Below are 19,113 nucleotides of genomic sequence, written 5' to 3'. Positions count from 1 at the left end.
CAAATGAGTGACAAAGGGGAGTAATCAGGGGGGGAACAGGCAGCGGCTCGTGACCGCCACCTGCTATTGAGGATGGCTCTGAGGTTGTTAACCAGCGATGTTAAATGTCCCACTGCAGACGTGACTGCAGGGCGTTGGCAACGGGGGCAAGTGGCTCTTTCATCTCGCCAATCAGTACCATATTGGCGCCTTTGAGCTGGACTATCTCCCCTTTGAGGGTGCCATCTTCAAAGGTGGCCTGTTGCAGGGTTAATGGAACATGTTTGGGCACTAAAAAGAGGGTGACTGGCCCCATCTTTCCCTGGATCACCATGTGCAAGGCCGGTCCCTGATAAAACGAGCAGTGATTGACATAGGTCACCTTGAGCCCATCCATTCCGCTCAAGGTGGCGCCATACTTCTCCATCTTGGCATTGATGTTATGCAGATTGACCTGCTCATCGACACCTTCAATAAAGGGTTCTTCGCCATAGACATGAGCCATCGCCACCTGTGCGAGGGAGAGGGCCGCAGGAGCCGTCTCTGGCAGCGTGATCCAGCGGGTGCTCATTCCCAGCAGGAAGGCGACCGATGCAGCCAGGGCGATCTGGCGCCAGGATGTCGATGTCCGGATCTTGACTGGCTCTGTACCAAGGGGGCGGGATGGCGGCATATCATCTGGCGCGTCACTGTCTTGCAGCATGGCTTGCCTGAGCAGGATCCGCTCGGCCAGTCCGGCGGGGACCTCTACCTGCATGGCACGCTTGAGGCTTCTGTCGAACTGCTTCATCTCGTCGAGGTAGTTCCGATTAGCCTGGCTTGCTTCAGCGGTTTTGAGAAAGTCCGTTTGTTGATCGTTGGGCTGGGTCATGGCGTTGCGGCGAAATTCGAGTTCATCCATGTCCGTGTCCTCTTGCTTGGTTCTTCTGTTCCATTGCCTCCTTGATCTGGTTGCGGGCGCGAAACAGTCGAGTCATGACGGTGTTCTTGTTGAGGCCGAGCATCTCGGCAATCTCCTCACCATTGAATCCTCCCACGACTTGCAGCAGCAGTGGCTCCTGATACTCCTCGGGCAACCGGGCGATGTGACGGTGCAACCACTCGTTCTCCATCTCCTGTTCGCTGTGCAGTGCATCGTGCTGGGGTTGAGGGTGATCGTCGAGATCCACCAGCTCCAGCTGTTTGCGTTCAAAGCGGCGGGCGTTTTCCCGTCTGAGGATGGTGATCAGCCACCCTTTGGCCGCCTTGTCATCCTGCAGGGTGTCGATAGCCTTCCAGGCACGCAGGAAGGTCTCTTGCACCAGATCTTCCGCTACGTTGGGATCCCGGGTCAGCCAGTAGGCATACCGGTAGAGATCGCCATGCAGCGCATGAACCAGTGCTTCAAATTTGGTTTGTTTGTCAGCCATGGGATCAGAGACCGGCGAAGTGGCCGGATCATTTCCACCAATATGCTGCTGAGCACGTTTTTTTCTAAAAAACAGCAGTGCCATTGGGCAATCCTTGTCAGGGGGCGTGGCGGCGGGAGCGGGAACTCCCGTGCGCCAGCAGGTAAATCAGGTACGCAATACCGTCCGTTTCATCAGCCCTGAGGGTACGCGCCAGAGCGCACCACTCGATGGGCGGGACAGAAGAGGGTCGTGCAAAACAAGCTCGCTCGAGTGCGGCGAGCGCATTGCCGAGCCGATTATGCCCAGCGTCGGGCAACTGGCCTAATTGATAATAGGAGACCTGCCAGCGCAAGGTCGCCCACTTGATCAGCGCCTTGCGACTGGCATCCGGCTGGTGTTGGGCAAGGGCATGTTGCAGTTGATAGAAGGCGCGCCAGCGGGGCCAGTGGCGCCACAGCGCACGCAGCGCCAGAGCCAGCACGACCCACCAAATGCTCTCTCGCAGCGCCATTTGCGGGCGCTGATCATCAGGTTGCGAACTTGTCGCTGCATTAAACGTCAGTGAGATGGCGGGCAGGCTGGCCTGCTCAATCCGGCCGCTTTGGGTATTAAACCAGGGCAGATCGATGGGGGGCAGCTGATAGTCGCCGCTCTGCTCCGCGACCAGAGTCTGGCGCCACTGTCGCTCAAACAGAAGCTTGCCATCTCGGTAACGCTCCTGCTGTTGCTCGCCATCGGGATGTGCCTGTATGCCGTTTGGCAGCTGATGGGCCATCAGGGGGGCAAGCTGGATCTGGCCGCTGTCACCATTCTCCATGGTCAGGGTGAGGATCCGGATCAGCGGTTCACCCACTTCTCCCTTGGTGGCCGGTTCAAGGCGCTGGTTCAGGGTTAGCCTGGTGGCGACCGGCGTGGCAGGGGCTTTGTCGACCCGAACCTCGAGTGGTGCCGCGCGGGCCGAGAGCCGTTGTGGCTTGCCCCCTTGCTGCGTGAGCTGCCCCTGCAAGCGGGGCGAGTCGAGGTGCCAGAGCCCAGGCGCTTTTGCCTGAACGAGCCAACTGCGGGTGAGCCTGCCGGGCAGACCTGCCTGAGCGGGTGCGATCCACTCGTCGCTACCGAGGCGACGGATGGCGAAGTGGGCAGAACTAAGCTCGCTCAGGGCCGGGTTTTGCATGCTGGTAGGCAGCCAGAGTGTCAGCCGGTAGATCACCGGCTGGCCGGGATAGAGCGGGCCCTGATGATCAAGGCTGGCCTGCATCTCGAGGGGCGAGGGGGCTGCGGGTTGCGGCAGCGCCGCCGCTTTCGCCTCTCTCAATGGCAGGGTGAGCGAGGGGGTAAACTCATTTCCGAGTTTGAGCGGTGCAATCACCACCTTTGTATTAGCGGGTGAGTCGCTCTGGTGCAGCGGGATCTGCCAGCGAGTCAGTTGTTGTACCGGGGTGGTGACCCGGCTCATGGTCACTCTGCCCACTGCAAACTGGCGCAGTAGGGGGGTGATCTCCAGTTCGCTGCTCTGGCGCTCGCCATCCGCTTCGATGATCAGCAGCCAATCGCTGGGGTCGGCCCCCGGCAGCAGCTCTGCCCGTGGGGGCAAGGCCCAGCAAAGTGGAGTCGCCAGTGCGAGCAACAGCCCCCATCCTGCCCGCGTCACCAGGGCTCCTCCACCTTGATCAGATCCCGGCGCAGCGCCTCTTTGCGCAGCCGCTGCTCCAGCAGCAACACCGGGGGGGAGGGTGGCAAGGGCATTGCTGCTGCCTGCTGTTCAGCCGATGGTTCGGGTTGCTTGCTGTTGCTGGTATCGGGAGCAGCCGCCGCTGCGCCCTGTAACAGAGAGAGGTTATAGAGCGCATCTTCATGGCCGGGTTCGAGCGCCAGAGCGGCCAGATAGGCCTCTTTGGCGGCGGCAAACTCCCCCAGTTGCAGCAGGGCATTGCCGCGGTTGTAGTGGGCAGTGGCACTCGCTGCTTCCTGATAGGCTGCGATCGCTTGCCGGTAGGCTCCGGCCCGATACCAGGCGTTGCCGCGCCAGACTGGATCGTTGAAGGTGCGGGCTGCCCGCTGAAAATCCCCCTCTTGATAAGCCTGCATCGCTTGCAGATCCGCCCGCTCTGCTGCTTGCAGATCTTGTGTCGCAAGCAACTGCGCTCCCACCATCAGTGCGATCATCAACCGGGCGCCGACTCTGGCCAGCAAGGCGAGCGGTAACAAGGGGATCAGCAACCAGGGGCCAAGATCCAATGGCGCCGGGGTGAGGGCCGAGGTCGTGGTGGGCAGCGGTGCAAAGCGGGGTGCGTCGCTGCCAAGCCACTGCAGCTCACCACCGAGACGATTGGCCAGAGCGGCAATGGCCTGACTATCGGGGGCGGGCAACTGCGCGGGCATGCGGGTGGCAAACCCCAACTCATTGGCCGGAGTGGCGGGCATGGGGGCCGGTTGACCACTGCTAGCAAGCAGAATATCGAGGCGTGCCGACTGGGTGTCGCGGCAAAGCAGGCGTTGCTGGCAGGGCCACAGGGCGGCGATTTGGGTCATCTGATTCTGGGTGAGGTCATCGGTGATCAGCAGTAGACGCGCTTGTTCTCCAGGGGCCAGCTGCTTCATGGCAAGTTCCACCGCCCGTGCCGGGTTGCTGCCCTGCAGCGGCATGATATCGGGGCGCAAGTCTGGCAGCAGCAGCGAAAGGGCCTGATGATCCCGAGTTGGCGGCATGGCGAGGTAGGCGTCGCCTGCGTAGAGGATCAGCGCAATGCGCTCGCCCTTGGCGCGGCTCAGCAGCTGCTGCAACTGCCATCTGACCCGGGTCGCCCGATCCGGTTTGAGATCGGTGGCGGTCATCGAGCGTGACAAGTCCAGCAGCCAGATATCGAGCGGTGCCGCAGGCTGCTGTTGCAGCTCATCGCGCAGTGCCGGTCCGCTCAGGGCCAAAATGACGGGCAGGGTTGCCAGCCAGAGCCAGGGACGTTGAGGACGAGAGGCTGGCAGCAGATAAGCCTGCATCGCAGGTGCGATCAGCGGGGGCTGGCGACGACGGTGCCACCCTTGCCAGAGCCAGGGGATGAGTGCGATCAGCCACAGGGGACGGAGCAAGATCAACTCCATCTGTGCGCGCCTCGTGCCAGCCAGCTACGCACCTTGCGAAACTCCAGCCTGCCGTGCCCTGATGGCAGAAGCAGCAAGCCACAAAGCAGTGCCAACGGCCAGGGGTAGAGCTCGATCACCGGCTGGTACTGGGCAATCGGCATGGGGGCAGGTTCAAGGGCATTGAGAGTCGCGTTGATGGCATCGAGATCGCTCTGGGTGCGTGCCCGAAAGTAACGCCCCTGGCCTGTCTCGGCCAGCTCTTTCAGGAGCGGCTCGTCCAGTTCGCTGCTGGGATCGGCCTGACCGCTGCCCGCCTCATCGTAGGGTTGGATAAAGGTATCGGGATCGGCCCCGACCCCCAGCGTGTAGATCCTTATTCCCTGCGCTGCGGCGAGTTTGGCCTCTTGCTGCGGGTCGGCATTGCCTGCGGTATTGCGGCCATCAGTGACCAGCAGCAGGGCGGTGGGGCGACCCGGATCTCCATGCTGACGTGCCAGCTGGATGGCTTCGCCAAGGGCGGTGGTTCGGCCGACCAGATCAAAATCGAGCTCGTCGCTCAAGGTCAACAGCGCCGGGATCTCCTGAGTGAGGGGAGAGAGCAGGTAGGCGTGATCGGCAAAGACAATGAGGCCCACCCTGTCTCCGGCCCGTTTGGCGATCAGCGTCTTGATCTGCTGGCGCACCGCCGTTAGCCGTGCTTGCTGCTCGCCGTTATCGAGCATATCAGGGGTGCGCATGCTGTCTGACAGATCCACCGCCAGCAGCAGATCTCGACTCCCTTCATATTGGATCACCGGTTCCCCCCACCACTGGGGGCGGCAGAGGGCGAGGATAAGGGCACACCAGAGCAGCATGGCGCGCCAGAGTGGCAATCCGGCGTGAGGGCGCAGCAGCGCAAACCCGGGGTGAGCCAAATAGCCGCGGCGCAGGGGCGGCAAGCCGAAGCGCACCAGCAAGGGCAGCACCAGCGCCAGCGCAAACCAGGGCCAGGCCAGGGTCATGGATGCCTCCGCGCGGCTTTACGCCCCGAGCGGGGAGATCGTTGCAAGAAGAGGGTCTGACCCCAGCGGCGATAATGTTGCCGAAGCTGTTCGCACTGCTCGCGAGTCGGGTTCTGGCTGCCATAGAGCCAACTGCTCCAGTGAGACGAAAACTGGCTAAAATTGCTGCCCCCGTGACGATCAACGAAGGCGAGCCACGCCTCTCCCTGCAGCTGGCGCGCCTCGGGCCAACGTTGCAGTGCTTCATGACGCAGGGCCTCCTGTATGCGTGCCACCAGCAGTGCCGGATCTCCCTCCAGCTGACGACACCAGCGGCGGTAACGTATCACCCTGCGGGCAATCAGGACGATCAGCAGCAGCAATAGACCTGTGATCAATAGCCACAATAGCGCCTGCACTCTGGGGTCAAGACTCTGTTCAATCAGATCCGGCCCCGGGTGGATGTCTCGCATCAGGGCGGCCAGCGGCGGAGTGATGGCCTCGGAGGCGGGACTGGCGCTGTCGAGTTCGGCGGGCGAGCTCATCCCTGATGACATAACCCCTCCTGCCACTGCTGTTGCAGCGTCTGGCTGTTATCGAGCAGATAGAGGCGCTGCACCAATGGCAACAGCAACTGCTTGCCGTGGGCTAGTTGCTTCTCGGCGACATGCCGGTAGCGCTGGGAGAAACCGTCATGGCCCCCATCCAGCCAGCCCTGATAGTGCTGGCCTGGCCGATCGATGGCCACCGGTAGCTGGCCGCCTTGGGGAAGGGCTGCCTCGAGGGGATCGCGGATCTGCCAATAGTGAATATCGTGGCGCCGCGAGAGCAGCTGCAACTGCTGACAGAGCGTCGACTCGCAGGGTCTGTGGTCGGTGATGATCGTCAGCTTGGCTCCGTGAGGCAACTTCACGCCGGACAAGATGTCGGCTAGCGAGTGAGAAAGGGGCCGACGTGCCAGCCCTTGCTGGTAGTGATGGCAGAGGGATTCGAGCAGGGGCAGCACGCTGCCGCGCTGGCTCTGGTGATGGGGGATAAGCCCGAGGCAGATCAGGGTGTTGTGCTGCTTCTCCCCTTGCCAGATCAAGGCTGCTGCCAGCTCGCACCCCAGACGCGCCTTGAGCTGTAGTGTGGAGCCGAAATACATGGCGGGAGAGAGATCGAGCAGCAGCCAGTGCGCCTGATCGAGCTCCTCGCTATAGAGGCGGGTATAGGGACGACCGAGGCGTGCGGTCACTCGCCAGTCGATATGGCGTACCTCGTCACCAGCCTGATAGGCGCGCAGCTCCCGAAACGTGAGTCCGGGAGATCGGCCCGGTTTGCCGCGTTCGCTGCTGCTTCTGCCTGCGTGAGGTGGCTTCTTGGCCTTGGCCCAGAGCCGGATATTGAGCAGCCGTGGCAGCGACAGGGCGATATCGGGATGGAGGTCCGGCGTTAGGGACATGGCACCTGATCCAGCAGTTGGGCGATCAGGATATCGTTATCCAGATTGTCGGCCAGTGCCTGATAGCTGGGAATAAGGCGGTGGCGCAGCACCGGATAGGCTTGCAGCTGGATATCTTCCGGCAGCACATAATCACGTCCGGCGAGCCAGGCTCGGGCACGGGCGGAGCGAGCCAGCCCCAGCGTAGCCCGAGGGCTGGCTCCCACGGCAATCAATGGCTCAAGGGCTGGGCACAGGCCGCTGCCCGGGCGAGTGGCGCAGACCAGCTCCACCAGATAGTGCTCCAGTCGGCTTTGCATGGTTACCGCCAGCACGTCGCTGCGGGCACGCTGCAAGCTGGTCTGACTCAGGGTCACTGATGCCGCGCCAAGCTGTTCGCCGCTGGCGTTGAGCTGCAAGATGGCGAGCTCCATCGTGGGGCTCGGGTAATCCACCATCAACTTGAGCAGAAAGCGGTCGAGCTGCGCCTCCGGCAGGGGATAGGTTCCCTCCTGCTCGATAGGATTCTGGGTGGCGGCGACCATAAAGAGAGGTGGCAGCCGCCAGCTCTTTTTGCCCACGGTGATCTGGTGTTCGGCCATGGCTTCCAGCAGCGCTGATTGTACCTTGGCTGGCGCCCGGTTGATCTCGTCTGCCAGCACCAGATGGTTGAAGAGGGGGCCTGGCTGGAAAACAAAACTGGCATCCTGCGGGTGAAACACCTCGCTGCCGGTGAGATCGGCAGGAAGTAGGTCGGGGGTAAACTGGATACGGGCAAAGCGCCCTTCGACGGCGCCAGCGAGCGCCTTGACGGCGCGGGTTTTGGCCAGCCCGGGGGCCCCTTCGATTAACACATGTCCTTCACATAACAGGGCAATCAGGAGCCCTTCTATTAGCTCCTCCTGCCCCAGGATCTGACTGCCAAGATAGTCCCTAAGTGCTCTGAACTCGGCCGCTGCCATGCGATAAACCCGTTGTTTTTATGGAAGTTGATCTTTTTATACTCCAGTTGCTTCCCAAGGGCGAGCAAAGGGGCCTTGCCGCGCTTAATTTAGTTTCAATCAGCTGTATGAAACTTGTGATTGGATTGTTAAGATGTGGCGCAATGAGGTCAGACCTCTGCCTTTTAAACCAAGGAGCCAGGATGAAACAGCCATTGAAACTGACGACTCGCCAGGGCGAACGGATTGCCGTCGTGGCGGGGCTGCGTACCCCCTTTGCCAAGCAGGCCACCGCCTTTCATGGCGTGCCTGCAGTCGATCTCGGCAAACTGGTGGTGAGCGAGATGCTTGCCCGTACCGATCTCGATCCCAAGCTTATCGACCAGCTGGTGTTTGGCCAGGTGGTACAGATGCCGGAAGCCCCCAATATTGCCCGCGAGATCGTGCTCGGTACCGGCATGAGCGTCAATACCGATGCCTATAGCGTCTCTCGCGCCTGCGCCACCAGTTTTCAGGCGGTGGCCAACGTCACCGAATCCATCATGGCGGGGACTGTAGACATCGCCATCGCCGGCGGCGCCGACTCCTCCTCCGTGCTGCCTATCGGGGTGAGCAAGAAGCTGGCCCGCGCCCTGGTGGATCTCAACAAGGCGCGCAATCTGCAGCAGCGCTTCAATATTCTGCGTCAGCTGCGCGTCAAGGATCTGCTGCCGGTGCCGCCCGCTGTGGCGGAATATTCGACCGGCCTCTCCATGGGGCAGACCGCTGAGCAGATGGCCAAGAGCCACCAGATCAGCCGCGAGGCGCAAGATGCGCTGGCGCACCGCTCCCACACCCTGGCCGCGCAGGCTTGGGCCGATGGCAAGCTCAGCGGTGAGGTGTTTACCGCTCATGTACCGCCTTACAAGTCGCCGCTCGAGCGGGACAACAATATCCGTGAAAGCTCGGATCTCGCGAGCTACGCCAAGCTCAAGCCGGTGTTTGACCGAGTCCATGGCACAGTCACTGCTGCCAATGCCACCCCGCTGACCGATGGCGCCGCTGCCGTGCTGTTGATGCGCGAAGGTCGGGCGAAAGAGCTGGGCCTCGAACCGCTTGGCTATATCCGCAGCTTCGCCTTCTCGGCCATCGATGTCTGGCAAGACATGCTGATGGGGCCCTCCTACGCTACGCCGCTGGCGCTGGACAGAGCCGGTATCACGCTCAGCGATCTGACCCTGATCGACATGCACGAAGCCTTTGCCGCCCAGACGCTGGCCAACCTCAAGATGTTTGCCAGCCACGAGTTTGCCCGTGACAAGCTGGGCCGCGATCAGGCCATCGGCGAGGTGGACATGGAGAAGTTCAACGTCCTCGGCGGTTCGCTGGCCTATGGCCACCCCTTTGCCGCGACCGGTGCGCGGATGATCACCCAGACCCTGCACGAGCTGCGTCGTCGCGGCGGGGGATTGGGGCTCAACACCGCCTGCGCGGCGGGTGGATTGGGCGTGGCTATGGTGTTGGAGGTTGAATGATGAGCGCTAAGACTTTTTCCCTGGATGTTCGCAAAGATGGCATCGGCATCCTCACCATGGATGTGCCGGGCGAGAGCATGAATACCCTGAAGGCCGCCTTTGTGGAGGATATCCGCACCGTGCTGGCCGAAGTGAAACGCAACAAGGATTTGATCGGGCTGGTGATCACCTCCGGTAAAAAGGACTCCTTCATTGCCGGCGCTGACATCACCATGCTTGCCGCCTGCACCAGTGCCAAGGATGCCGAGACCCTGTCACGAGAAGGGCAGGAGATTTTTGCCGAGATCGAGGGGCTGACTATTCCGGTGATCGCCGCCATTCACGGCCCCTGCCTCGGTGGCGGGCTGGAGCTGGCGCTGGCCTGTCATGGTCGGGTGGTGACCGATCATGGCAAATCTGTGCTGGGATTGCCGGAAGTGCAGCTCGGCCTACTGCCGGGCTCTGGCGGTACCCAGCGTCTGCCGCGCCTTATCGGGGTGGCCAAGGCGCTGGATCTGATGCTGACCGGCAAGCAGGTTCGTGCCAAACAGGCCAAGAAATTGGGGCTGGTGGACGATGTGGTGCCGCTGTCAATCTTGCTGGATGCTGCCATCAAGCTGGCCAAGAAGGGCAAACCGCGCCATCAGCTGAAACGGGATCTGCAGGGCAAGGTGCTGGAGACTAACAAACTGGGTCGCAAGGTGCTGTTCGATCAGGCCAGCAAGGGGGTGAAAGCCAAGACCCGTGGCAACTACCCGGCGCTGGAGCGGATCCTGGACGTTGTGCGCATTGGCGTGGAGGAGGGAATGAAGGCAGGTCTGGCTGCCGAATCCCGTCACTTTGGCGAGCTGGTGATGACGGCTGAGTCTGCCGCCCTGCGTTCCATCTTCTTTGCCACCACCGAGATGAAGAAAGAGGTCACCTATCAGGGGGCCGAGCCGCGCAAGGTGGCCCATGCCGCCGTGCTGGGCGGTGGTCTGATGGGGGGCGGCATCGCATTTGTCACTGCCACCAAGGCGGGTGTGCCGGTGCGGATCAAGGATGTGGCAAGCGCCGGGATCGGCAATGCCATGCGCTACAGCTATGACATTCTGGCCAAGAAGCTCAAGCGCCGTCACATTTTGCGCAGCGAGCTGGAAAAGCAGATGAGCCTGTTGACCGGCACCCTCGATTACTCCGGTTTTCACCGGGTGGACATGGTGGTGGAGGCGGTGTTTGAAGATCTCAATCTCAAACACCAGATGGTGAAGGACGTGGAGCGTGAGTGCGGTGAACACACAGTGTTTGCCTCCAACACCTCCTCCTTGCCCATCAACCAGATTGCGGCAGAGGCGGCGCATCCGGAGCGAGTCGTGGGGCTGCACTACTTCAGCCCGGTGGACAAGATGCCGCTGGCGGAGATCATCCCCCACGCTGGCACCAGTGCCGAGACGGTCGCTACCACCCTGGCTTTTGCCCGCGCCCAGGGCAAAACGCCCATCGTGGTGAAGGACGAAGCCGGTTTCTACGTCAACCGCATCCTGGCGCCCTACATGAATGAGGCGGCAAGACTGGTGCTGGAAGGGGAGCCGGTGGAGGTGCTGGATAGCGCGCTGCTGGACTTTGGCTTCCCGGTTGGCCCCATCACCTTGCTCGATGAGGTTGGGATCGATGTGGGTGCCAAGATCTCCCCCATTCTCGAGAAAGAGCTGGGCGGCGAGCAGTTCCAGGCGCCCAAGGCGTTCGACAAACTGCTGCAAAATGATCGCAAGGGACGCAAGAACGGCAAGGGCTTCTACCTCTATGGCAAGGCGGCACCGCGCAACAAGCTGACTGGCAAAGAGGGAAAGAAGACGGTGGACGAGAGCGTCTATGGCGTGCTCGGCATCAAGCCTTCTGCCAAGCTGGCCCGTCAGGAGATCGCCGAGCGCTGCGTGCTGCTGATGCTCAACGAAGCGGCGATGGCGCTGGATAGCGGTGTGGTGGCGTCGGCCCGTGATGGTGATATCGGCGCCATCTTCGGCATCGGTTTCCCGCCTTTCCTTGGCGGCCCGTTCCGTTATATGGACACGCTCGGGATCGATCATCTGGTTGGCCGTCTGGAGTATTACCAGAAGCGCCACGGCGACCGGTTTACACCCTGCGCCCGCCTCAAGGCGATGGCCGCAGAGCAGCAGACCTTCTACTGATAATCGCAGCAGAGTGACCGCAAGGCAAAGAGGCCCGCACACCATGCGGGCCTCTTTCTATGTTGTGGCTTGTTCGGGTTGTACGGCTTGGGCTGCGCTCATGCTGGCAGAAGCAACCGATTAAAAAACGGCCCACCGAAGTGGGCCGTCGAGATATCACGTCACGGGTCAGATCCCCGGTTTGCGCTCCGGGCAGCGGCCGATGATATCGGGCGGCAGCTCGCCGTTATCCTGCTCCAGCACCACATCGAATCCCCACAGTTGATGGAGGTGCTTGAGCACCTCATGGCGAGAGTCGCCAAGGGGAATGCGGTTGTGGGGCACATAGCGCAGGGTGAGGGAGCGATCCCCCTTCACGGCGACGTTGTAGACCTGAATATTGGGCTCCAGATTGCTGAGGTTGTATTGGGCCGACAGGGTATTGCGCACCTGACGGTACCCCTCGTCATTGTGGATGGCGGAGACCTTCAGATAGTTCTTCAGATCGTCGTCATCAATAGCGAACAGCTTCATATCCCGCATCACTTTCGGGCTTAAGAACTGGCTGATAAAGCTCTCGTCCTTGAAGTTCTGCATGGCAAAGTGGAGGGTGTCGACCCAGTTGCTGCCGGCATAGTCGGGGAACCAGTATCTATCTTCCTCGGTCGGGTTCTCGCAGATGCGGCGCAGGTCGGTAAACATGGCAAACCCCAGCGCATAAGGGTTGATCCCCGAGTAGTAGCGGCTGTTGTAAGCCGGTTGATAAACCACGTTGGTGTGGCTATGCAGCACCTCCATCATGAAGCGATCGCTCAGCTTGCCCTCGTCATAGAGGTGATTGAGGATGGTGTAGTGCCAGAAGGTGGCCCACCCCTCGTTCATCACCTGAGTCTGCTTTTGCGGATAGAAATACTGGCTTATCTTGCGCACGATGCGCACCACTTCCCGCTGCCAGGGCTCCAGCAAGGGGGCATTTTTCTCGATAAAGTAGAGAATGTTCTCCTGGGGTTCGGCGGGGTAGCGCCTGTCCTCCACACCAGCGGCTTTATGCTGCTTGGGCAGGGTTCGCCATAGCTCGTTGACCTGAGTCTGCAGATAATCTTCCCGCGCCTTCTGACGCCGCTTCTCCTCTGCCATCGAGATCTTCTGGGGACGCTTGTAGCGATCCACCCCGAAGTTCATCAGGGCATGGCAGGAGTCGAGCAGTTGTTCCACCGCCTCAATGCCATGCTTCTCTTCACACTGGGTGATGTAGTTCTTGGCAAACAGCAGGTAGTCGATGATGGATGAGGCATCGGTCCAGGCCTTGAACAGGTAGTTGTTCTTGAAGAAGGAGTTATGACCGTAGCAGGCGTGGGCCATCACCAGCGCCTGCATCGGCATGGTGTTCTCCTCCATCAGGTAGGCGATGCAGGGATCGGAGTTGATGACGATCTCGTAGGCCAGCCCCATCTGGCCGCGCTTGTAGTTGCGCTCGGTATGGATAAAGCGCTTGCCGAACGACCAGTGCTGGTAGCCGATGGGCATGCCAACGCTGGAGTAAGCATCCATCATCTGCTCGGCGGTGATCACCTCGATCTGGTTGGGGTAGGTATCCAGTTTGTAGAAACGGGCGACCCGGGCGATCTCCTGGTGATAGGTCTCCAGCAGATCGAAGTTCCAGTCTGGTCCGTCATCCAGTGGCGCTACACGTTTTTCTGTTTCGATCATGTGACCTCCTCACGCCGCTTGTTTCTTGAACAGCTCGCGGAACACCGGATAGATATCCTCGACCTTGCGAATGTGCTCCATCGCAAAGTGGGGGAACTGGCTGGCTACCGACTCATATTCGTGCCACAGGGTCTGGTGGGCACGGGTAGTGATCTCGATGTAGGAGTAGTACCGCACCCTTGGCATGATGTCCCGCGCCAGGATCTCCCTGCATTGCGGTGAGTCATCAGCCCAGTTGTCACCATCCGACGCCTGCGCCGCATAGATGTTCCACTGGTTGGCGGGGTAACGCTCGTTGATGATGTCATTCATCATCTTGAGGGCGCTGGAGACGATGGTGCCGCCTGTCTCCTGGGAGTAGAAAAACTCGTGCTCGTCCACCTCCTTGGCCTGGGTGTGGTGGCGGATGTAGACCACCTCAACGTTCTTGTAGGTCCGGCTGAGGAACAGATAGAGCAGGATATAGAAACGCTTGGCCATCTCCTTGGTGGCCTGATCCATGGAGCCCGAGACGTCCATCAGACAGAACATCACCGCCTGACTGGAAGGGACGGGTCGTTTGACGAAGTTGTTGAACTTGAGATCGAAGGTGTCGATAAACGGCACCGCATCGATCCGTCGTTTCAGCTCCCTGATCTCCTTCTCGAGCAGGGCGATCTCGGCAAAGTGTTCGTTGGGATCGGTGGCCAGCAGGGCCAGCCGATCTTCCAGTTCATGCAATTGGCGTTTCTTGCCTGCTTGCAGCGCCATGCGCCGTGCCAGCGAATTTTGCAGGGAACGCACCACGTTGATGTTGGCGGGCACCCCGTTTGAGGTGTAGCCAGCACGGTAGGTTTTGACTTCCATCAGCTGATTGAGCTGGGTTTTCTGCAGCCTGGGCAGCTCCAGATCTTCAAACAGCAGATCGAGATACTCATCCTTGGAGATCTGGAACACGAAATCATCGGCCCCTTCCCCCTGATTGGATGCCTGTCCCTCGCCGGAACCCTGTCCGCCGCCTCCTCCTTTGGGACGGTCAATCTTGTCGCCGGAGACGAACTGGTCATTGCCGGGATGCACCATCTCCCGTTTACCACCGTGCCCCTGATGAAAATGGGGCTCGCCGATATCCTTGGTCGGGATGCTGATGCTCTCGCCCTTGTCTACGTCCTGAATGCTGCGCTTGGAGACAGCATCCGAGACCGCTTGTTTTATCTGCTTCTTGTAGCGGCGGATGAAGCGCTGCCGATTGACAGCGCTTTTGTTTTTGCCGTTGAGCCTGCGGTCGATAAAATGCGCCATAACTCCCCCTTGAACAGTCAGGGTCAGGATGACTTGCGTACCCTGAGATACCATTCGGAGAGCAGTCGCACCTGTTTGCGGGTGTAGCCTTTCTCCATCATCCGCTCGACAAAGTTATCGTGCTTCTTCTGCTCCTCGGCCGAGGTTTTGCTGTTGAAGGAGATAACCGGCAGCAGCTCTTCCGTGTTGGAGAACATCTTCTTCTCGATCACGGTGCGCAGCTTCTCGTAACTGGTCCAGTTGGGGTTACGGCCTGCATTGTTGGCCCGGGCACGCAGCACGAAGTTGACGATTTCGTTGCGGAAATCTTTCGGGTTGCTGATCCCGGCGGGTTTTTCGATCTTCTCCAGCTCGCTGTTGAGGGATGCTCTGTCAAACAGCTGGCCGGTTTCGGGGTCACGGTATTCCTGATCCTGGATCCAGAAGTCGGCGTAGGTGACGTAGCGATCGAAGATGTTCTGACCGTACTCGGAGTAGGACTCGAGATAGGCGGTCTGGATCTCCTTGCCGATGAACTCCACATAACGCGGGGTCAGATAGCCCTTGATGAACTCAAGGTAGCGATCGTGCAGCTCTTGCGGGAACTGCTCGCGCTCGATCTGCTGCTCCAGTACATAGAAGAGGTGCACCGGGTTGGCAGCCACTTCCGCGTGGTCGAAGTTGAAGACGCGGGAGAGGATCTTGAACGCAAAACGGGTAGAAAGACCATTCATCCCCTCGTCCACACCGGCGTAGTCGCGATACTCCTGATAGCTCTTCGCCTTGGGATCGGTGTCTTTCAGGCTCTCGCCATCATAGACCCGCATCTTGGAGTAGATGCTGGAGTTTTCCGGCTCTTTCAGCCGTGACAGTACCGAGAACTGTCCCAGCAGCTCGAGGGTGCCCGGGGCGCATTTGGCCTCGGTCAATTCGCTGTTGATCAGCAGTTTCTCGTAGATCTTCACCTCTTCGGAGACGCGCAGGCAGTAAGGCACCTTGACGATGTATACCCGGTCGAGGAAAGCTTCGTTGTTCTTGTTGTTGCGGAACTGCTGCCACTCGGATTCGTTGGAGTGGGCCAGCAGAATGCCGTCAAAGGGGAGGGCTGAGAGCCCTTCGGTACCGTTGTAGTTCCCCTCCTGAGTTGCAGTCAGCAGCGGGTGCAGCACCTTGATGGGCGCTTTGAACATCTCAACAAATTCCATCACCCCTTGGTTCGCCTTGCACAGCGCACCTGAGTAGGAGTAAGCATCGGCATCATCCTGGGCGAAGTGCTCCAGCATGCGGATGTCGACCTTGCCGACCAGTGAGGAGATATCCTGGTTGTTGTCATCGCCCGGTTCCGTTTTGGCGATGGCAATCTGATCGAGGATGGAGGGGTTGACCTTCTCCACCTTGAACTTGGTGATGTCGCCGCCAAACTCGTGCAGGCGTTTGGCCACCCAGGGGGACATGATGGGACGCAGGTAACGGCGCGGGATGCCGTACTCTTTTTCCAGGATCTCCCCATCCTCTTCGATATCGAACAGGCAGAAGGGGTGATCGTTGACCGGTGAGCCCTTGATGCGATAGATGGGCACCTTCTGCATCAGGGATTTGAGTTTCTCTGCCAGCGAGGATTTACCGCCGCCAACGGGGCCCAGCAGATAGAGGATCTGTTTCTTCTCCTCCAGCCCTTGGGCGGAGTGTTTGAGGTAGGAGACGATCTGTTCGATGGCCTCTTCCATCCCGTAGAAATCCTTGAAGGCGGGATAGCGTGCCACGACGCGGTTGGAGAAGAGTCGGCTCAGTCTGGGGTTGGCTGAGGTGTCTACCATCTCCGGCTCACCAATGGCGGTCAGCAGACGTTCGGCTGCGGAGGCGTAGCAGGCTTTGTCCTGCTTACACATATCCAGGAACTCCTGGATGGTATATTCCTCTTCTCTCGCTTTTTCATATCGCTGTTGGTAATGCTCGAATATGCCCATAACTTTGCCCTCGTTATAGTCGCTTACCCTGAAAAAAGTGGATGACTGCTTTTGTGTTGTGCGCTTTTAAAGCCTAGTCAACAGACTCCAGTAATCCATCACGGTTGATAGGTTAAATTCTGAAGAAACCTGCCCGATCCTTGTGCGGGGAGGGTCAGTCAACAACACCGCTATGTTACTGACTGTTAAATTATTTTTGCCACGATAGTGAGGTAAATGTCAAAGACATAAAAAATAAATGTTTATGGGAAAGAGGGAACTTATTGCGAAAAGATTAAGGGGTTTGACGAAAGGCAATGGGGCTGCGGGTTGGCGGGGTTATGGATGAGAATGTCATTACGTGAACGTCAACGTAAATCACTTTTTTTGGAGTTTTAGCTCTAATTTTTACATTGACGCTACATTTTGAGTGCCCTAGATTGGCGATGTGTGAGCAGCAAGACGCTTTAGCAAGAGAGTTGACTGTTGCCTCACCAAGCTCTGTTTAAGCACGTTTCCGTTGGCTTGACCCTCGCAACCGCGAGGGTCTTCTTTTTCTGCGTCTGTAAACGCTTGTTTCTGCTGGTGGCTATTGACGCCGCCAGCACTCATCTAGCAAGGGTAGGCTTGTTGCACTGCCGCCAGGACGCAGGCAAACGGGTGGGCGGCCAACTGGCCTGCACCCGCCAGCGATTTGGCTTTGACCCGGCTGGTCAGCGGTGTGGCGATACCACACAAGAAGCGGGCCAGAACACGAGCATCCACCGAACCTGTCTTGGCAATGAGCGGATCGCACCAGGCGCGGATCCCCGCCTCGTTTGGCATGGCCAGTTGGGGCAGGGGAGGGAGATGTGCTACCTCGCCACGACAAACCGAACAGTGGCCACAATGAACCGGCGCCACCTCATCGGCAAAATAGCGGGCGAGGCGGTGACTCAGGCACTCACTTGAGGTGAAAAAGTCGAGCATGCCTTGCAGTCTTGCCAGCTCGCTCTGCTCTTTTTGCAGGAACAGGGCGTGCAGGGCATTTGCTTCCTGCTCGCTGTCCCACCCCTGACGGGTGATCCGGTAGACCTCGGTCATCTGTTTGCTTTCAAGCTCGATCCAGCCTTGCTGCTGCAGGTAGTCGAGCGCCGCAACGGCCCGCTGCCGCTCCCCCTGATAGCCCTGCCAGAGGGCGTCAAAGTCCATGGTGCACCAGCTGCGCGCTTGCGGGGCACAGGCGAACAGCTGCTCCAGAAACTGACGGCGTTCCGGATTGAAGCGGCTCACTATCTCGCCTTTATCCAGCACAAACTTGAAGCGGTAATCTGCGTAGTAGCTGTAGGCCGGGGTGATGATGCCCGCCATCTCCAGATAGACCAGCAGGGTTTTAAGGGGCAACTGGCGGATATTGGTGTCGTTGGAGAGGCGCAGCAGGGTGAATTCCCACTCGTTCCCGCTCTGCTTGATGATGGCAAGGAGCTGGAGGATGGCACTCAAATCCGGCGTATCGCCATAGACGAAGTTCTCCAGCACCGGCAGTTGGCTCTGGTTGGCCAGCACGATACAGCGCGATGGCTGGCCATCCCGCCCGGCGCGGCCAATTTCCTGGCTGTAGTTCTCGATGGATTTGGGCAGATCGTAGTGAATGACCCGCCGGATATCCGCTTTGTCGATCCCCATGCCAAAGGCGATGGTGGCGACGATGCAATCCACCTTGCCCGCCATGAAGTCGTGCTGGATCTGACTGCGCAGCGCCGAGTCGAGTCCGGCATGATAGGCGCGGGCGTTGATCCCTTCTCTAATCAGTTGCTCGGCACAGGCTTCTGCGGTGTGTTGCAAGGTGACGTAGACGATGGTGGGGGCCGCCGGATCGTTGGCCAACTCCTGCGCGAGCCAGCTATCCCGCGCATCGGGCGACCGGGGAATGACTGCCAGATCAAGATTGGGGCGATAGAAACCGGTGACCACGACCCCCTCCGGCGCGATGCCGAATTTGGTCTGCATATCCTGAATAACCGCCGGTGTGGCGGTGGCCGTCAGCAGCAGCACTTGCGGGATCTTCAGGTCATGGCGATAGCTCGGCAGCTTGAGGTAGTCGGGGCGAAAGTTGTGGCCCCACTCCGAGATACAGTGCGCCTCATCGACGACCAGCAGCGAGAGCGGCACTTGCTGGATAAAGCGGCGAAAACGCTCGTTTTTGAGCCGTTCCACCGAAATCATCAGGATCTTGAGTTGGCCATCCAGCGCCTGTTGCATCACTCGTCGGCTCTCCTCCGGGCTCTGGCTCGAGTCGAGGGTTGCGGCGCTTATTCCCTTGCTTTTAAGGAAGGCGAGTTGATCGTGCATCAGCGCCAGCAGCGGCGAGATCACCAGGGTCAGGTGAGGCAGGGCGAGGGCAGGCAGTTGATAACAGAGCGACTTGCCGGAGCCGGTGGGAAAGATGGCGGCGGCACTCTGACCTACCAGCACCCGGCTGATCACCGCCTCCTGACCAGGTCTGAGTGCGGAGAAACCAAAATATTGGTTGAGCAGGGATGGGATCATGGCAAAGCTCCGCGGCAAATGGGGGATGATAGCACAGCGACGCCGGTCACGGATGACACAGGAATGGTCGTGAGGGCAAGGGCAGAGAGTGTCGATAAAACGTACAAAAATGGGTGGTTGCGCTGTGGTTAAGGTTTTGTTGCGGTTTTTTGTGATGGAAACGGGATATTTTTTGGTGAGTCTCTGGAAAAAAAAGATGGCGAATGGGATATTCCGTCATGCAATCCGGTGAC

General features: G+C 59.6%; 14 protein-coding genes. 2 read left to right on the top strand and 12 right to left on the bottom strand.

Features of this window, described 5'->3' with window-relative positions; genetic code table 11:
- Positions 1 to 100: 100 nt before the first annotated feature.
- From I6L47_RS03515 to I6L47_RS03480, 8 genes are read right to left on the bottom strand one after another with little or no spacing between them, the layout of a single operon-like run.
- Entirely contained in the window at positions 101 to 880 is a 780-nt protein-coding gene (locus I6L47_RS03515) for a DUF3379 domain-containing protein (protein ID WP_108542626.1), read from the bottom strand.
- Entirely contained in the window at positions 873 to 1,472 is a 600-nt protein-coding gene (locus tag I6L47_RS03510) for a sigma-70 family RNA polymerase sigma factor (protein ID WP_167569770.1), read from the bottom strand. Before I6L47_RS03510 ends, I6L47_RS03515 begins: the two co-directional genes overlap by 8 nt.
- Positions 1,473 to 1,485: 13 nt before the next feature.
- Entirely contained in the window at positions 1,486 to 2,997 is a 1,512-nt protein-coding gene (locus tag I6L47_RS03505) for a BatD family protein (RefSeq protein ID WP_216949312.1), read from the bottom strand.
- Positions 2,998 to 3,017: 20 nt separating this feature from the next.
- Positions 3,018 to 4,469, bottom strand: a complete 1,452-nt coding sequence (locus tag I6L47_RS03500) for a VWA domain-containing protein (RefSeq protein WP_216948674.1) — start codon at positions 4,467 to 4,469, stop codon at positions 3,018 to 3,020.
- The gene (locus I6L47_RS03495; protein ID WP_216948673.1) at positions 4,460 to 5,452 is read right to left on the bottom strand and encodes a VWA domain-containing protein; all 993 of its coding nucleotides are present in this window, start codon (positions 5,450 to 5,452) and stop codon (positions 4,460 to 4,462) included. The genes I6L47_RS03500 and I6L47_RS03495 overlap by 10 nt, the downstream gene beginning before the upstream one ends.
- Positions 5,449 to 5,988 carry a DUF4381 domain-containing protein gene (locus I6L47_RS03490; protein ID WP_216948672.1) on the bottom strand — a complete coding sequence of 180 codons (540 nt, stop codon included), beginning with the start codon at positions 5,986 to 5,988 and terminating at the stop codon, positions 5,449 to 5,451. Before I6L47_RS03490 ends, I6L47_RS03495 begins: the two co-directional genes overlap by 4 nt.
- Positions 5,973 to 6,875, bottom strand: coding sequence for a DUF58 domain-containing protein (locus tag I6L47_RS03485; protein WP_216948671.1), 903 nt, complete (start codon positions 6,873 to 6,875; stop codon positions 5,973 to 5,975). The genes I6L47_RS03490 and I6L47_RS03485 overlap by 16 nt, the downstream gene beginning before the upstream one ends.
- Positions 6,866 to 7,816, bottom strand: a complete 951-nt coding sequence (locus I6L47_RS03480) for a MoxR family ATPase (RefSeq protein ID WP_216948670.1) — start codon at positions 7,814 to 7,816, stop codon at positions 6,866 to 6,868. Before I6L47_RS03480 ends, I6L47_RS03485 begins: the two co-directional genes overlap by 10 nt.
- Positions 7,817 to 7,998: 182 nt before the next feature.
- Here I6L47_RS03480 and fadI point away from each other — a divergent pair, with 182 nt between their 5' ends.
- Together fadI and fadJ are read left to right on the top strand one after the other, a co-directional pair.
- Complete coding sequence (fadI, locus tag I6L47_RS03475) at positions 7,999 to 9,309, top strand: acetyl-CoA C-acyltransferase FadI (RefSeq protein ID WP_069526868.1); 1,311 nt, start codon at positions 7,999 to 8,001, stop codon at positions 9,307 to 9,309.
- Complete coding sequence (fadJ, locus tag I6L47_RS03470; protein WP_216949311.1) at positions 9,309 to 11,456, top strand: fatty acid oxidation complex subunit alpha FadJ; 2,148 nt, start codon at positions 9,309 to 9,311, stop codon at positions 11,454 to 11,456. Before fadI ends, fadJ begins: the two co-directional genes overlap by 1 nt.
- Before the next feature lie 168 nt (positions 11,457 to 11,624).
- On the opposite strand, the gene I6L47_RS03465 is transcribed toward fadJ, so the two are convergent.
- The 4 genes from I6L47_RS03465 to I6L47_RS03450 form a co-directional block, all read right to left on the bottom strand.
- On the bottom strand, positions 11,625 to 13,145 hold the full coding sequence (locus tag I6L47_RS03465) for a SpoVR family protein (protein ID WP_040065652.1): 1,521 nt from the start codon (positions 13,143 to 13,145) through the stop codon (positions 11,625 to 11,627).
- 9 nt (positions 13,146 to 13,154) lie between these two features.
- On the bottom strand, positions 13,155 to 14,426 hold the full coding sequence (locus I6L47_RS03460) for a YeaH/YhbH family protein (protein WP_005360363.1): 1,272 nt from the start codon (positions 14,424 to 14,426) through the stop codon (positions 13,155 to 13,157).
- A 23-nt stretch (positions 14,427 to 14,449) separates the two neighbouring features.
- Entirely contained in the window at positions 14,450 to 16,372 is a 1,923-nt protein-coding gene (locus I6L47_RS03455) for a PrkA family serine protein kinase (protein ID WP_005333223.1), read from the bottom strand.
- Between the two features lie 591 nt (positions 16,373 to 16,963).
- Positions 16,964 to 18,880 (bottom strand): ATP-dependent DNA helicase RecQ, encoded by a 1,917-nt coding sequence (locus I6L47_RS03450; protein WP_216948669.1) that lies wholly within the window; start codon positions 18,878 to 18,880, stop codon positions 16,964 to 16,966.
- Between the last annotated feature and the right edge of the window lie 233 nt (positions 18,881 to 19,113).

It is taken from the genome of Aeromonas sp. FDAARGOS 1417 (assembly GCF_019046985.1).
GTDB classification, from domain to species: Bacteria; Pseudomonadota; Gammaproteobacteria; order Enterobacterales; family Aeromonadaceae; genus Aeromonas; species Aeromonas veronii.
Note: the sequence above shows the minus strand (reverse complement) of the source record. Positions and strands in the feature narration are given on the sequence as shown.